This window comes from Citrobacter amalonaticus, assembly GCF_001559075.2.
GTDB classification, from domain to species: Bacteria; Pseudomonadota; Gammaproteobacteria; order Enterobacterales; family Enterobacteriaceae; genus Citrobacter_A; species Citrobacter_A amalonaticus_F.
In genome coordinates, this window is the sequence record NZ_CP014015.2 from 4,674,992 (window position 1) to 4,690,364 (window position 15,373).

Annotated in this window: 13 protein-coding genes and 1 pseudogene; 11 read left to right on the forward strand and 3 right to left on the reverse strand. The window is 44.7% G+C overall.

The features are described 5' to 3' along the window. Window positions 1-110: 110 nt before the first annotated feature. The 5 genes from AL479_RS22550 to AL479_RS22570 all read left to right on the forward strand — a co-directional run bounded on the left by AL479_RS22550 (window position 111) and on the right by AL479_RS22570 (window position 5,623). Window positions 111-1,769, forward strand: coding sequence for an ATP-dependent nuclease (locus AL479_RS22550; RefSeq protein ID WP_061077734.1), 1,659 nt, complete (start codon window positions 111-113; stop codon window positions 1,767-1,769). Beyond that, complete coding sequence (locus tag AL479_RS22555) at window positions 1,762-2,916, forward strand: UvrD-helicase domain-containing protein (protein ID WP_061077735.1); 1,155 nt, start codon at window positions 1,762-1,764, stop codon at window positions 2,914-2,916. The genes AL479_RS22550 and AL479_RS22555 overlap by 8 nt, the downstream gene beginning before the upstream one ends. Window positions 2,917-3,006: 90 nt before the next feature. Beyond that, on the forward strand, window positions 3,007-3,609 hold the full coding sequence (locus AL479_RS22560; protein ID WP_061077736.1) for a site-specific integrase: 603 nt from the start codon (window positions 3,007-3,009) through the stop codon (window positions 3,607-3,609). A 213-nt stretch (window positions 3,610-3,822) separates the two neighbouring features. Then, a complete protein-coding gene (locus tag AL479_RS22565) occupies window positions 3,823-4,443 on the forward strand; it encodes a histidine phosphatase family protein (RefSeq protein WP_071887721.1) in 621 nt (206 codons plus the stop codon). 244 nt (window positions 4,444-4,687) lie between these two features. Next, window positions 4,688-5,623 carry an ATP-grasp fold amidoligase family protein gene (locus AL479_RS22570; RefSeq protein ID WP_061077738.1) on the forward strand — a complete coding sequence of 312 codons (936 nt, stop codon included), beginning with the start codon at window positions 4,688-4,690 and terminating at the stop codon, window positions 5,621-5,623. Here AL479_RS22570 and AL479_RS22575 read toward each other — a convergent pair. Both AL479_RS22575 and AL479_RS22580 read right to left on the reverse strand, forming a co-directional pair. Further along, window positions 5,608-6,681 (reverse strand): ATP-binding protein, encoded by a 1,074-nt coding sequence (locus AL479_RS22575; RefSeq protein ID WP_061077739.1) that lies wholly within the window; start codon window positions 6,679-6,681, stop codon window positions 5,608-5,610. The two genes, AL479_RS22570 and AL479_RS22575, sit on opposite strands and share 16 nt — an antisense overlap. Beyond that, on the reverse strand, window positions 6,678-7,379 hold the full coding sequence (locus tag AL479_RS22580) for a response regulator (RefSeq protein ID WP_032611657.1): 702 nt from the start codon (window positions 7,377-7,379) through the stop codon (window positions 6,678-6,680). Before AL479_RS22580 ends, AL479_RS22575 begins: the two co-directional genes overlap by 4 nt. Before the next feature lie 258 nt (window positions 7,380-7,637). Between AL479_RS22580 and AL479_RS22585 the strand changes: the two genes are divergently transcribed. From AL479_RS22585 to AL479_RS22615, 6 genes and pseudogenes are all read left to right on the forward strand, one after another. Continuing rightward, window positions 7,638-8,027: a transporter gene (locus tag AL479_RS22585; RefSeq protein WP_071887686.1), complete on the forward strand. Its 390-nt coding sequence runs from the start codon at window positions 7,638-7,640 to the stop codon at window positions 8,025-8,027. A 202-nt stretch (window positions 8,028-8,229) separates the two neighbouring features. Beyond that, window positions 8,230-9,141, forward strand: coding sequence for an ABC transporter six-transmembrane domain-containing protein (locus AL479_RS22595; protein WP_061077740.1), 912 nt, complete (start codon window positions 8,230-8,232; stop codon window positions 9,139-9,141). Window positions 9,142-9,178: 37 nt separating this feature from the next. Then, window positions 9,179-12,295: a multidrug efflux RND transporter permease subunit KexD gene (gene kexD, locus AL479_RS22600; protein WP_061077741.1), complete on the forward strand. Its 3,117-nt coding sequence runs from the start codon at window positions 9,179-9,181 to the stop codon at window positions 12,293-12,295. A 75-nt stretch (window positions 12,296-12,370) separates the two neighbouring features. Next, complete coding sequence (locus AL479_RS22605; protein ID WP_061077742.1) at window positions 12,371-12,907, forward strand: GNAT family N-acetyltransferase; 537 nt, start codon at window positions 12,371-12,373, stop codon at window positions 12,905-12,907. A gap of 128 nt (window positions 12,908-13,035) precedes the next feature. Further along, window positions 13,036-13,497 (forward strand): annotated as a pseudogene (locus AL479_RS22610) (GNAT family N-acetyltransferase); the annotation flags it as partial. A 476-nt stretch (window positions 13,498-13,973) separates the two neighbouring features. After that, entirely contained in the window at window positions 13,974-14,690 is a 717-nt protein-coding gene (locus AL479_RS22615) for a YebC/PmpR family DNA-binding transcriptional regulator (RefSeq protein WP_061077744.1), read from the forward strand. Window positions 14,691-14,957: 267 nt separating this feature from the next. On the opposite strand, the gene AL479_RS22620 is transcribed toward AL479_RS22615, so the two are convergent. Then, the gene (locus AL479_RS22620; protein WP_061077745.1) at window positions 14,958-15,182 is read right to left on the reverse strand and encodes a hypothetical protein; all 225 of its coding nucleotides are present in this window, start codon (window positions 15,180-15,182) and stop codon (window positions 14,958-14,960) included. Window positions 15,183-15,373 lie beyond the last annotated feature (191 nt).

The window sequence follows — 15,373 nt, forward strand, 5'->3', positions numbered from 1 at the left end:
TCAGTGCCTGCAGGATTTAAGGGGACAACGAGCCTGCATATGGACGCAGGTATATCGGTGAGTTAATGTCTTTAAGGGGTATCATTTGACAGTATCTTGAGGGACTTAGAGTGCGGGTTAAATCGATTAAGCTTACCAATTTCAAGAAATTCAAAGATGAGCATTTTGAATTCAACGATGACGTAAATATCTTTGTAGGTGATAACAACGCCGGTAAAAGTACTATTCTGGAAGCCCTGGAAATCGTACTTAATTACAGCTATCGGGGCCGCCCCTTCAACAGCGAGTTTACGCCAGACATTTTTAATAAGGATGCAGTGCAGCTTTTTTTGGCTTCAGATAAATCGGCCACGCACTTGCCTGTCTTGGCAATAGAGGCATTCATTGAGGGGGTGCCTGAATACCGGGGTACAAATAATTTCCTTAAAGCCGATGCTCAAGGGATCACGGTGCTGGTGCGCTTTGATGACACGCTCAAGGACGTTTACGCCGACCACTTACTGACAAACCCACACATTACGAGTATCCCGATAGAATTCTACAAGCTGGAATGGCTGGATTTCGGATGGAATCCCGTTAAAGCCGTAGCGAAGAAATTCAGGGCGTTATACATCGACCCAACTCGTATCCACCCCACTCTGGGTAAGAATCAGTACATCTCTACCATACTTAATACCGCTTTAAAGAAAGAGGAACTGGTTAAGCTGACCCTCAATTATCGTGAGAATCAGCAGGTTTTTAACAACTCAGGTGAGGTCAGGACAGTCAACACCGGTCTGGATACGGAGCACTTGATCACAGAAAAAAAGCTGTCCATTGCCGCAAGCACTTTACCAGCGGGATCTATTCAGACCAGCCTTCAACTTGAAGTAGATGATGTCCCTTTCCAGTTCATTGGCAAGGGTGAGCAGAGTAATGTGCAGATCAAGCTCGCGATTCAGAACAAGTCGAAGGATATCGATTTGGTGATGATGGAGGAGCCCGAAAATCACCTTTCTCACACTAACCTCAATAAGCTGGTTCACTACATTGAAAATCAGCGGGGCGACAAACAACTCTTCCTTACCACTCACAGCTCGTATGTGCTCAACAAGCTGAGCATTGATAAAATCTGCCTGGTTCAGTCGGGATACAAGCGTCTTCATAAGCTTGCCCCTGCAGTGGTCAAAACCTTAAAGCGCTTACCGGGCTATGACACATTGCGCGTGGCACTGTCGCACAAAGTCATACTTGTCGAGGGACCGTCAGACGAGTTAGTACTCAAGAAGATTTACCTCCGCAAGCACAACCGCCTGCCCGAGCAGGATGGTATTGATATCATCGTCGTGCGCGGAGTCGGGTTTGATACGTTCATCTCCGTTGGTATGGAAATTGGTACCCGGATAAACGTCCTCAGAGATAACGATGGCGACTATGATGAAAACGTCGTGAAAGTGCGTGCCGATTATGCGGCCTATCCCAATATCAAACTTATCTCCTCTGCCAAAAATGAGGAGTTTTCGCTTGAACCCGCGATGATATATGCCAATGGAACCGACTTGGTTACGCTGGACGCTTTCGCCAAAGTGGTGTTATCGACACAGACGTTTAACCTCTACGATAAAGTAGTCGACTTAGATAAGAGACGCGACTTTCTGATCGACTGGTTTCGAAGCGTCCAGGGAAACGGTAAGGGCGCTCGCAAGGTCGATTCAGCTATCAAGCTGTTCGATGGCACTCTGAATTTCAGGTATCCACCTTTCCTCGATGAGGTGTTCGACTTTGCCTAATGAATTCTGGATTGCCGGTGCAGGATCAGGAAAAACCCAAAAAGTCATTGAGGATGCCATTGAAGTCATAAAGGCGGGCGGACGCGTGTTGGTCGTCACCTACACCATGAACAACCAGGCAGAGCTCCGTTCTCGCTTTGTGGAATTGTACGGCAAACACAGCGATGATTTTGTTGTGAAAGGCCTGTTTTCATTTTACCTAGAAGACTTAGTGAGACCTTATCAAACGGCCATATTTCCAGATCGAATCACTTCTACAATGTTCACCGAGCATAACCCTCACCTGATACCTGGTACGAGGAAATGGCATCCCAAAAGAGGGGAAAAAATTAATGGGGCGTTGAATCCTCTTCATTATCTGACGCCGTGCAAAACCAAAGCTTACACTGGACTGCTGGCGAAGCTGGCAACAAGAATCTCCGCTTCAACAAAGAATGCCCCCGCTAACAGATTGAAAGAGATTTATCAGAGGATCTTTTTTGATGAGGTTCAGGATTTGGTTGGATGGGATTTTGACGTTATCAAAGCACTCAGTAAGGCAATGCATAACTCTATTTGCTGTGTAGGCGATTTTCGTCAAACTATTTACACGACCACGTTCGGCCACAAGGCACCGGAAACACCTGAGCAAAAGATTCAATACTTCAAAGACCTCAATTTTAGTCCGTTCTCGCTGGCGAAGAATCGCAGATGTATCCAGGAAATCTGCGATCTCGCGGATACCATTCATCCCGGTATTTATGAACAAACGCAATCAGAGGTGGGAGAAGTTCCTGCTGAGATGGCCCATCACTGCGGCTGTTTTCTCATAAAACCATCTGAGGTGGACGATTATCTCGATATATTCAAACCTCAAGTATTGCGATGGTCATCGCCCATGGGAAAAGGCTATTTGCCACCAGGTCTCACCTGTCACACCTTCGGCTCATGTAAAGGTCTCGGTTTTGACCGCGTACTAATTATTCCACCGGAGAAACATCTCAAGTATCTGGGTGGCGATCTTGGCGTGTTCGATAAAGATAAAACGGAGGAATCTAGAAACAAGCTGTACGTGGCCATTACCCGAGCTCGTTACAGCCTGGCGTTTGTCGTTGAGGAAGAGCATCTTACAAATATAAAGCTGCCGCATTGGGCTAGACCTCTGTAAGTCGATGCTCACGTCTAACCATTTAACTTCCGCTTTTCGCTCATAAGGGACAACCATACTCAAATCTCCCACATTGCAGGAGATTTGAGTATGAACACATCACCGTGGAACAAAGACCGTATCATCGGCCAAAAAAGACCACTTCAGATATCTCATATCTGGGGGATCCGAATCCGACTTGAACTGGAAGGTAAAACGCGCGATTTAGCTCTGTTCAATATGGCCCTGGACAGTAAGCTTCGAGGCTGTGATCTGGTCAAACTCAAAGTATCTGATGTTGCATATGGTAGCTCTGTTTCAAGCAGAGTAACTGTATTGCAACAGAAAACCGGTAGCCCTGTGCAATTTGAGATAACCAAAGGGACAAGAGAAGCTGTTGCTGCATTGATAAAGCTTGGCAATTTGCACAGTAAAGACTTCTTGTTTCGGTCTCGGGTCGGAACTAACCAGCACATTTCAACCCGGCAATACAACCGAATCTTTCATGGGTGGGTAGAAAAGCTTGGTCTCGAAGATTCGCTTTACAGCACACATTCCATGAGAAGAACAAAACCTTACCTGATCTACAAGAAAACCAAGAATCTTCGGGTGATTCAACTTCTGTTGGGTCATAAGAAACTGGAAAGCACAGTCCGTTATCTGGGCATTGAAGTCGATGATGCGTTAGAGATTTCTGAATCGATTGAGGTCTAAGGTTGTCAGGGCTGCAACAGCAGCCCTGTGCCAGAAGCGGAAGTTAACTACGGATAAAATTCAGAGCCTCACACCCAGAGCCGCTGCATAACGGCAATAAGCTACACTTGTTCATTATTTCCAAAACAGGAAAGTCTTCCGCCGCTTCAACGGTGTGTGTTTGCATCGCACTGTTGGGGTATTTTGATCAACAACGAGCATGGCCCGCTAACGATGAAATTGATACTTGTTCGACACGCAGAAACAGAGTGGAATTTGGAAGGAATTATTCAGGGGCACAGCGATAGCTCCTTGACCTGTCGGGGTTTGCGTGAAACATCCGTCCTACTAGCAGCGTTTAGTGCAAGTGAGTATCAAATAGAGTGTGTTTACGCTTCTCCGCTTGGACGTGCCTGGCAAATGGGGCAAAGCCTGGCTGAACACTTTCGCTGTTCACTGACGGCTGAACCGGCCCTTAAAGAGCAGGCCTTTGGTCAGTTTGAAGGTATGCCGTTAGAACTACTCAGACAAAAACACCCGAACGATGCAAATGCGTTATTCAGACTTGATGCAGAGTATTGTCCACCTGGGGGGGAGTCACTGGCGCATGCTTCTCAGCGAGTTATGCGTTTTTTACAAAACCTGGAAGAAACTTCATCACATCAACAAACAATATGTATTGTGTCTCACGGGCATGTCAGCCAGGGCACTCTGGCAATTCTCAAAGAAGGGACTGTCAATAGTTTCCCTCGCTATGCTCACCCCAATGCAAGTTATTCTGTTATCGACCTGATTAATGGAAAATGTATCGGCCTAAAGTGGGGGATTGCTACACATTTACGTCACCTGAATTAGTGGTCACCTTGCAATCATTGAACACCCATCCTGCCAGAGCCATCATTATTTAAGTACAATGTCAGCTCCTCGCTCATGGCGGACCTTTGGCTCAGTTAGCTTGTCCGCTTTGTGCAAGGAGCGGAAAATGGTACGGATTAATTTCTGTTAATAAAGAAGCATGTCGGTCCATATACTCTCCATAATTTGCAAAAAATAAATCAATAATCTTCTGTCAGAATTTTCATTCTGAACAGGAGGTGTTATGAACAAAATAAACCATCACGTCAAATATATCGAGTATTTGTTGAGGAAAAGCAGGACAATTTTAACCAATGATATTTCATTTCATGCAGACAGGCTAAGCAAGATATCTGGAACATATCCGGACTTGCGTAACCCAGTAACGCTTAATGAAAAAATTTGCCATCGCATTTTATTTAGACACGATCCATTTTATACAATGCTTGCTGATAAGCTTCTGGTCAGAGAGTATGTTGAGAAACGGACTAATTTAATCAAGCTTAATCCTTTAGTAGGTATTTATAACAGAGTTGATGATATTGATTTCGACAAACTACCCACTAAATTCGTTTTAAAATGCAATCATGATAGTGGTAGCACGATCATATGCACGGACAAAACTGATTTTGATCCCATTATGGCTAAAAACAAATTAAAACTATCGCTTAAAAAGAATATGTATTATACGACCCGAGAATGGCAGTATAAAAATATACCACCGGTGATTCTCTGCGAAATGTATCTGGATATATTTTTCAATAAAAACAAGAGGGTAACACCAGAAATGCTAAGAGTTCATTGTTTCCACGGTGTAGCATGTTTTATCGAGGCCGATTTTACTGACAGTGATGGAAACGGATTCATTAACGTTTATGACAGATCGTGGAATTTACAACCCTTTCAGATGGAGTACCCAAATACGCCATCCCCGGTTGATGAACCCGAATCTTTTCATCAATCTGTTATTGCTGCCCAGGAGTTAGCAAAAGAGATAGACTACTGCCGCGTCGATCTTATGCTAAAAGGAGAAGATATCTATTTCAGCGAAATAACATTAAGTCCCAAAAGAGGCAAGCTTAAAATCATCCCTGCAATCTGGGACGCAAAACTCGGCAGTATGTGGGATCTGTCTCTTGCTAAAACAGACCCAATCGAGCCTGTTTATTCATGCCCTTGAACAGGCCATGAGAGTTTGAAAAGTGAGCCATTTTCTTGCGTTATACCATAGCTAACGTCTCCGCCGTGGGCACGCATAATGGCTTTAACTACCGACAACCCTAAACCACAGCCCTCTGGATTAATATTTTTAGCGTATTCTCCTCGCTGAAAAGGCTGGAATAAGGACTTCTGGAGTTCTTCAGGAATTCCAGGTCCTTTATCCTGAACGATAATAAAATTATCGTTTCCCACAATACCATTCTTTACTAAAAGAGTTTGTGATGTGGAATATTTTAAGGAATTATCAAAAAGAACGGTCAGACACTGAATAATACGTAAAGGATCGCAGATGCAACGCTGACAGCTAAGCTCGGTCACTATGTTAAAGCGTTTTGTTTCAAAGTCGGGCAAAAAGTTATCAAGCGCACTGGTGATTAGTGTCGCAAGATCGACTTCACTGAGCATCAAGGAATATCCTGCTCTTCCAGAGGAGCTCACGACTCGAAGATCCTCGATTAAGTTAGTCAGGCCTTCAGTTTGTTTAAGGAGGTTTCTGAAGAGCGGTGGTTCTGGTTCGAATACACCGTCAACCAGTCCCTGAAGCCTGCCCCGCAAAATAGTCACAGGTGTTCGGAGTTCATGAGCGATTGCAGCATTCCATAAATTTCGCTGTGCATCCAGCGTCTGTAACTTCTCCGCCATCTCATTAAAATCATCGACGAGTTTATTCATTTCCCCCAACTGAGAACCACAGTTAATCGCTCTTGCGCTAAGGTTCCCCTGAGAGATTTGTTTAAGGCTGTACGCTACATCATTCAAGGGTTTTAATATTCTTGCGGATAATTTTACAGTAAAAAAGAGCGAAACGACCAGACTGGTTAATGAAGCGATTAAGATCCACATCCAATCAAGAAAGGTCATAGCGTCTTCATTTTCAACGTTTCCCCCTCCCGGAAGATAGTAAATCAAGAAACTGTAAAACAAATAGGAACCCAGTACGGCAATTGCAATAATAACGAATGTTAAAGACAGCATATATGTCAAAATCTGACGGCTCAGGATCGTTTCTTTGTTCATTTTTTGTCACCCAACCGGTACCCTAATCCTCGGATGCTTTCCGGAATGCCCTTCAATCCGGCATGTTCAAGCTTTTTCCGAAGTTTACTCATATGGCTGTCTACAGTGCGATCCAGCGAGTCTCCCTCAGGCAAACACGCATCAAGTAACTCTTCACGAGAACAGACTTTTCTCGGGTTTCTTGCCAGATAGGTCAGAAGCTTAAACTCTGTGGTGGTTAATACTGGCGTGGAAACCTCACCTTGAGCAGTGATTTCAACGTAAAATTCATCAGGATAGATCGTTATAAAAGGCGTTCTTAAAGGCCGTGAATGTGTAGACTCTGCAACCGGTCTGGTTCTGCGAAGTACAGCTTCAACCCTGGCAATAACCTCTGATGGATTAAAGGGTTTTATCACATAGTCGTCAGCCCCTAGCCGTAGACCCATCAGTTTATCAACGTCTTGATCAAGTGCTGTAACCATGATGACGGGGACATTAGTTTCCTTTCTTAACGTTGTAAGAACATTCCAGCCATCATATACGGGCAGGTGAATGTCCAGCAGCAGAAGGTCGGGTTTGTGTTGACGAGTAAGGTTGATCGCCTGCTCGCCATCTTCGGCTCTTAAGGTTTTCATGCCAGCCTTATTTAAATAGCCCGTCAGTATGGCGGCGATGTCATCATCGTCTTCTGCGACGATAATCAGATTGTTGTTCATATTTTCTTCCACAGTGCTGATGACAACATGCATTTTACCCAGAAATACCTTTTATCGTCATGCTTAATGATTTTTCAACTTAACTTTAATAGACAGATATTATTTTAAAAAGTTCATTAAAAAGTTATTGCAAACTTAACCAGCCACGCTCTCCATATTCACTACACATTTTATAAATAATTAATCAACATCGCCAGGCAATAATCTACAACCATGTTGAGGGTTACATGCAATATGTACTGTTGTCTAAAGAGAGTTATGATGCTGACTAAATTTTTATTCCGACGTGAGAATTTGATGGCCTCACTTTTATTTTGTATCGTTACATATGGGTTATTATCCACCTGGCTTCACCTTGTGCATGCAATTAATGAAAAAGTAGAATCCACTTTACCTTCATCTTTACTGATTCGTGTTTTGATAATCATTGCTGCATTATCATTTCTTCTTCAGAAAAAGCCTGGAGTTTTAAAAGGTTTCATTGCAATAACGTTCGGTCTTATCTTACTGTTTCTACAAGCCATTACTGTACTACATCTGTTTCTGAATAGTTCTCCAGATATTAATGATTTTGTTTTTTATTATGAATGTTTTTTATTGGTTTTCTTGTGCGGAGTACCTTTGTTTTTATGTTTAAGAATGGTTTGATATTATGCATTGTCAGAATGATACTCAAATTAAGGGGTGAGTACACATATCCTCCATAAAACATCCATTCACGATTGACATCATCACGTTACACTTAGCGCATGTCTTTATGACAGCTCTATTATGCGGCCTCATTTACTTAGCTCAAATATAAACCAACGGCAGAATGCTTTTACACCCAGATGCTTAATACACATTTATCATGATTTATAAAGGCAACAACAAACCAACGGCTCCCGGGGTTGCTATCTCACTGAAGAGACTTGCCTGGCGGCACAGGAAGAAATTATGCATTACTTTCATGCTGGTTATTGCTGAAAACGTTGCATTCCTGCTCTACCCCATTTTGGCGGGCATGGCGATCAATGCCATCCTGGGCGGACAGACGTCGCGTGCGGCCCTTTATGGCCTGATGGTTCTGTTCATGTGGTGCATGGGAGCCACCAGACGTAGTGTAGATACGCGAACATTTGCACGTATCTACGCAAGTCTTGCTGTGACAGTAGTTTTAGCCCAGCGAAAATATTCACTTAATCACTCGACTATTGCTGCGAGAGTCACTCTGTCCCGTGAATTTGTGGATTTCTTCGAGTTGCACCTGCCTGTATTGATTACCTCGATCATTTCCCTTTTCGGCGCAGCAATAATGCTGTTATGGATTGAATTCTGGACAGGAATAACCTGTTTGATAATCGTAGCCATACTGATGTGTTTTGTCTCAAGTTATACTTTCAAAAATGAGACATTCTACAGACGGCTCAATAATCGCCTTGAGAAAGAGGTCGATTATGTTAACAAGGCGTCTTTTGGTGCTCTTAAGCGACATTATGACACACTTGCCCGCCTGCGCGTGGTGTTATCCGACAGAGAGGCATGGGGATATTTATGCATAGGCCTTCTGGTTTCTGCTCTCTTTTCCATGACCATTATCAGGATGAGCATGGAGTCCGGAATTAATGCAGGACATATTTATTCCGTCATGACCTATATGTGGATGTTTGCAACAAGCCTGGATGACGCACCACAACTTCTTGAGAAATTTTCCCAGCTCAGGGATATCGGTAAACGAGTTTCGACAGACGATGAGACCTCTTTATCAGGAAAACCATGCTGAATTTTTACCCTTTGTATGTTGACTGGAAGTATACCTGATGCCGCACTTTTTCATTGAGCGCCCCATCTTCGCATGGGTTATCGCCCTGTTTATTGTTCTGACTGGAATATTGTCTATTCCTCGTTTACCGGTGGCGCAATACCCTGCCGTTGCGCCACCCGGTATTATCATTTCAGTGAGTTACCCTGGTGCCAACCCGGAGGTGATGAACACGTCCGTCGTGTCTCTGATCGAGCGTGAAATTGCGAGTGTTGACAATTTACTCTATTTTGAATCTTCCAGTGACACGACGGGGATGGCGTCAATTACTGTAACCTTCAAACCCGGAACCGACATCAAACTCGCTCAGATGGATCTGCAAAACCAAATTAAAATTGTGGAATCTCGCCTGCCGCAGTCGGTAAGACAGAATGGGATAAGTGTTGAGGCAGCTAATTCCGGTTTTTTAATGATGGTGGGATTAAAATCCCAAAACGGAGACTATCAGGAAGCTGACTTAAGCGATTATTTTGCCAGGAATGTTACTGATGAACTCCGGCGCGTACCCGGTGTAGGTAAAGTCCAGCTTTTTGGCGGGGAAAAGGCGCTCCGCATATGGCTGGACCCGATGAAATTACACAGCTATGGGCTCTCAGTTACGGATGTATTAAGCGCCATCAGTCAACAAAACGTGATTGTTTCACCGGGCAGAACCGGAGATGAACCTGCGGCTAGCGGGCAAGGCGTGACCTATCCAATAACAGTAAAAGGGCAACTCTCTTCGGTTGAAGAATTTCGTAATATCACGATTAAATCACAGGTCTCCGCCGCCAGGGTGACACTGGCAGACGTTGCCCGCGTGGAATCTGGGTTACAAAGTTACGCATTTGGGATCCGTGAAAATGGCGTGCCAGCTACGGCAGCCGCCATTCAATTGTCTCCTGGCGCAAATGCGATTAGTACTGCGTCGGGTATCCGCGCACGGTTAACAGAACTGTCCGGTATACTTCCCGAGGGAATGACGTTCACCGTGCCTTTCGATACGGCTCCGTTTGTAAAACTGTCGATATTGAAGGTAGTTGAGACATTTATTGAAGCCATGGTCCTGGTCTTTTTCGTGATGCTGCTTTTCCTTCACAAGATACGCTGCACCCTTATTCCTGCGATTGTGGCCCCCGTGGCGCTGCTCGGCACTTTTACCGTAATGCTATTAAGCGGTTATTCCATCAATATTTTAACCATGTTTGGAATGGTGCTGGCTATCGGGATTATTGTTGACGACGCGATTGTGGTAGTAGAGAACGTCGAACGACTGATGGAAGACAAAAAAATGTCTCCACGGGATGCAACGCGAGAAGCGATGCGTGAAATTACGCCAGCAATCATTGGCATTACGCTGGTGCTTACTGCGGTATTTATCCCTATGGCCTTTGCCAGCGGATCCGTGGGTATTATTTATCGACAGTTCAGCATTTCGATGGCGATATCCATTTTACTGTCGGCATTCCTGGCGCTGACGTTAACCCCTGCGCTTTGTGCAACCTTGCTCAAACCACATGGTATTCATCAGGGTAAAAGCAGCGTATTTTCAGCGTGGTTTAACGCTCACTTTCATCGCCTGACGACGTTTTACGCCACTGGTCTGGGATTTGTTCTGAAGCGTACCGGCCGTATGATGATGATCTACGCTGCATTATGTTTGGCATTGTTTGCCGGTCTGTCTTCCTTACCATCATCATTTTTACCCGATGAAGATCAGGGCTATTTTATGTCCTCAATCCAGCTCCCTTCAGATGCCACGATGCAGCGGACACTTAAGGTTGTCGATACATTTGAGGAGGAGATCGCCCACCGGCAGGCGGTAGAAAGTAACATTATGATCCTGGGATTTGGTTTCTCAGGATCAGGTCAAAACTCGGCCATGGCATTTACCACCCTCAAGGACTGGAAGCAACGCAAAGGAACCACGGCACAGGAGGAAGCCGACGCTATTCAGTCACGCATGGCAAACGTGCCGGACGCGGTGACGATGAGTCTGCTGCCTCCGGCAATTTCTGATATGGGAACCTCATCCGGGTTCACTTACTATTTACAGGACAGAGGCGGGAAAGGATATCAGGTACTCAAGAAGGCGGCCGATGAGCTTATTGTGCAGGCAAATAATAATTCTCAACTTGCCGATGTCTATATTGATGGGCTTGGTGAGGGAACAAGCCTTGACCTGCATATCGACAGGGAAAAAGCGGAGGCCATGGGTGTGTCGTTTGATGAGATAAATCAAACCATTTCCGTTGCAACAGGTTCCAATTATGTTAATGACTATACCAATAATGGCCGGGTTCAGCAGGTTATCGTCCAGGCGGATGCGCCGTACCGGATGCAACCAGAACAACTGTTGACTTTGTCTGTCAAAAACCGTCTGGGGCAGATGCTTCCGTTATCCACTTTTGTGACGCTTTCATGGAATGTTGCACCGCAGCAACTGATACGCTATCAGGGATATCCTGCCATACGCATTACCGGGAGTGCAGCACAGGGAAAATCGTCGGGTACCGCAATGGCGGCAATGGACAAGCTGGCTGAGCACTTACCAACGGGGTTCGCAGGTGAGTGGGCGGGAAGTTCGTTACAGGAAAAAGAGTCCGCGTCACAGCTTCCGGGTCTTATTGTGCTCTCGGTACTGGTGGTATTCATGGTGCTGGCTGCGCTTTACGAAAGCTGGTCCGTTCCCTTCGCGGTCATGCTCGTTGTTCCTCTGGGGCTGCTCGGCGCTGTGCTGGCCGTATCCGTTACGAATATGACGAATGACGTCTTTTTCAAAGTGGGCCTGATAACCCTGATTGGACTTTCCGCCAAGAATGCGATTCTGATTATCGAGTTCGCGAGACAATTGATGAAAGAAGGAAAGAGCCTTATCGATGCGACATTGACGGCTGCAAAGCAACGCTTACGGCCAATACTCATGACTTCTTTGGCTTTCACATTAGGTGTTGTTCCTCTGATGCTCGCCAGTGGAGCCAGCGACAGCACGCAGCATGCGATTGGTACCGGTGTATTCGGCGGGATGATTAGCGGAACGCTACTGGCCATTTTCTTTGTTCCGGTATTTTTCGTGACGATCACACAATTTACTGGCATGCGTAAAGATAGACCGGAGAATAGTCGGAACGGCTAATCTCTGCCCTGTGTCCCGGCCAGTTCAAAGCAGGTTTCTTGCTGAACTGGCTGGCATTACATTATCAAGGTCATTATGAACATCATTGTCACTCAACGGTTAATCATTCGCCCTTTTAAGGCAGAGGATGCGGCAGCACTTTTCGATTACCTCTCTTCACCACGTGCTCCTTGCTTTAAGGATGAAAAGTTACATTCACTAGCCGAGGCGGAGATCGATGTGGCTAAACGAGCCACGGACCCAGCACAGTTTGCCGTTTGTCTAAAAGAAACCGATACGTTAATCGGACATCTTTATGCGGACAATAGCAACGAGCCAGACAGCAATACCTGGTCAGTGGGCTGGCATTTTAATCAACGTTATGAACGTCAGGGATATGCGAGCGAGTCAGTTACTGCACTGTTTGATTATTTATTTAAAGTAAAAGATGCCAGGCGTTTGTATGCCTGGGTAGAAGTTTACAATCTGGCCTCTCAAAGACTCTGTGAACGTTTGCATATGCGGCATGAAGGTTGTTTTAAAGAGTTTGTCGCCTTTGAAAACGAGGATGGTAAAGCAAGGTATGACGATACAAACATCTATGCGCTATTGCATAAAGAATGGACAAAGTAGAGGACGAAGAAAAATGTCAGTTCTTCGCTCAACACTTCCTGTCAACCTAGTTTACATATCATAGATCTGATGTACAAAAAACGACCTTAACATACAATAATTTTCGATATCCAAACTGACCCCTGCTTTATCCACGTTGGGAAATAGTTCGCTATATGGTCTCCTCAGTACCATGGCCCTATCCTGATAATGGAGCTGATAATTATGTCAATAACGTTGCCCTGCCTGATATGGAAAAAGGGATTGCCTGGTTCTGGACTATCAGACAGCGTGAGGTTCCGGACAATCTTATGGGTTTAATCTGCCTGTATGACATTGAAGATAATAACCGTGGATTTTGGTTAGCTCCGGAATTTCAGGGACAGGGCTTTATGCGTGAGGCCAGTAATGCAGCTACGGATTACTGGTTTAATTCGTTAAATAAGGAAGTGTTGCGAGCACCTAAAGCGGCACTCAATAACCGTTCAAAACGTATTTCAGACAGCAGTGGCATGCGGCTTATCAGGACTGAAAAGAAAGAATATGTCAGCGGTCTGTTGGATTCCGAACTCTGGGAAATCACTCGTGACGAATGGAATGCTCGTGGCTGATAAAGTTCGGGAACGTCCGCTCTTCGCTCAAAGCAGACCTCGCGGCGCTGCCTCCGGCACGCTTCATGTCGGAAGCAGGCGTATAACATGAATATCCTGTGAAATGACAACCTCCAGAATCCGATCTCGCCTGCGGCCTACGCTATGCCAGATCCAGCATTTTTGATAGCTATTTAGTTAATACGGTATCGAAAGCCTTTAAAAAGGTATTATTCCTGGAACAGCACTTTTTTTTCTTGGCTTATCTATTATTGCTGAGGTTCAACTATTAAGAATAAAAAAGAACCAGAAGATATTTCGGATATAGCTTACCCATAATATTAACAATTGATAATATTAAAGTAACACTCCCTAAAATGGGATATTTTTATTTCTCATAGACGAGGATTTACATGTCATGATATAATATGGCAGTAAAAATATGCAGGTTATTAACCTGCCAGTAATGTAAATAAATTTTCGAGGAGACCATTCCAGTGGGACGTAAATGGGCCAATATTGTTGCTAAAAAAACGGCTAAAGACGGTGCAACATCTAACGTATATGCAAAATTCGGTGTAGAAATCTATGCTGCTGCTAAACAAGGTGAACCAGATCCAGAATCAAACTCATCTTTAAAGTTCGTTATTGAACGTGCTAAACAAGCACAAGTCCCAAAACACGTTATTGATAAAGCCATTGATAAAGCCAAAGGTGGCGGAGATGAAACGTTCGTGCCAGGGCGTTATGAAGGCTTTGGGCCCAATGGTGCAATGGTTATCGCTGAAACGTTGACTTCGAATGTTAACCGTACGATTGCTAATGTCCGCACAATTTTCAATAAAAAAGGCGGCAATATCGGCGCGGCAGGTTCTGTCAGCTATATGTTTGACAACACTGGCGTGATTGTATTTAAAGGAACAGACCCTGACCGTATTTTTGAAATTTTGCTGGATGCTGAAGTTGATGTGCGTGATGTAACCGAAGAAGAAGGAAACATCGTTATTTATACTGAACCTACAGACCTTCACAAAGGAATTGCAGCGCTAAAAGCAGCAGGGATTACTGAATTCTCAACAACAGAATTAGAAATGATTGCTCAATCAGAAGTTGAACTTTCACCAGAAGATTTAGAAATCTTTGAAGGGCTTGTTAATGCCCTTGAAGATGACGATGATGTTCAAAAAGTATATCACAACGTTGCAAACCTCTAATTAAGAATGAAAGGAATCTGTCATTATGGCAGATTTTTTAATCTTATAACGTTGTTATAAAAAAGCATATTTAGCCAGGTTTTAGGGATAGTGTCCATCGACCCGTTGAACTCACCGTTCATAACAGACCCGTCTCCCTTGTACCAGACTGCACATCGCGCAAAGGGCACCCGTCATGGGTACCCTTTGCAGCAACTTCCAACGTTAGTCAGGACGACATAGATCCACGGAGAATTTCAGTACATCGCAAACCGAGCTTTCCGCAAGTCAGCGGGGAATATGCGCCAGAATTGCGTCCAGCGTTTGCTCATCAAACATCAACTCCTCGATGCCCCGATGTGACTGAACACGCATCTGCTGCGGTGCGGTCATCCGCACCATTTGTCTCGCCACATGCTTTGTGGTTGCCTGATTCACTTTTACCGCAATTTCAAAGTCATGATCGGCCAGCGTCTCATCGGTAAAGACATGGATGTTCGTATTGTTACTCATTGATTATTACCTCTTTTTACTCGTTCACGTTTAAAACGCAGCGACACTTTCGGACCTCAGGCCTGGGTGTTTTGCGTTTTCCGGAGGCAAATATACCCACCCATTTCTTGCAATAAATCCTCATTTGATCGGCAATGCGGCTCCTGTTATTGCATAATCACTTACGCTATATTTTGCGGTTTAGGGCTGCG

Bases quoted from the DNA above. Each gene is read 5' to 3' on its own strand.
- AL479_RS22560 (WP_061077736.1), top strand. From the start codon at position 3,007: ATGAACACATCACCGTGGAACAAAGACCGTATCATCGGCCAAAAAAGA.
- AL479_RS22565 (WP_071887721.1), top strand. From the start codon at position 3,823: ATGAAATTGATACTTGTTCGACACGCAGAAACAGAGTGGAATTTGGAA.
- AL479_RS22570 (WP_061077738.1), top strand. From the start codon at position 4,688: ATGAACAAAATAAACCATCACGTCAAATATATCGAGTATTTGTTGAGG.
- AL479_RS22575 (WP_061077739.1), bottom strand. From the start codon at position 6,681: ATGAACAAAGAAACGATCCTGAGCCGTCAGATTTTGACATATATGCTG.
- AL479_RS22580 (WP_032611657.1), bottom strand. From the start codon at position 7,379: ATGAACAACAATCTGATTATCGTCGCAGAAGACGATGATGACATCGCC.
- AL479_RS22585 (WP_071887686.1), top strand. From the start codon at position 7,638: ATGATGCTGACTAAATTTTTATTCCGACGTGAGAATTTGATGGCCTCA.
- AL479_RS22595 (WP_061077740.1), top strand. From the start codon at position 8,230: ATGATTTATAAAGGCAACAACAAACCAACGGCTCCCGGGGTTGCTATC.
- kexD (WP_061077741.1), top strand. From the start codon at position 9,179: ATGCCGCACTTTTTCATTGAGCGCCCCATCTTCGCATGGGTTATCGCC.
- AL479_RS22605 (WP_061077742.1), top strand. From the start codon at position 12,371: ATGAACATCATTGTCACTCAACGGTTAATCATTCGCCCTTTTAAGGCA.
- AL479_RS22620 (WP_061077745.1), bottom strand. From the start codon at position 15,182: ATGAGTAACAATACGAACATCCATGTCTTTACCGATGAGACGCTGGCC.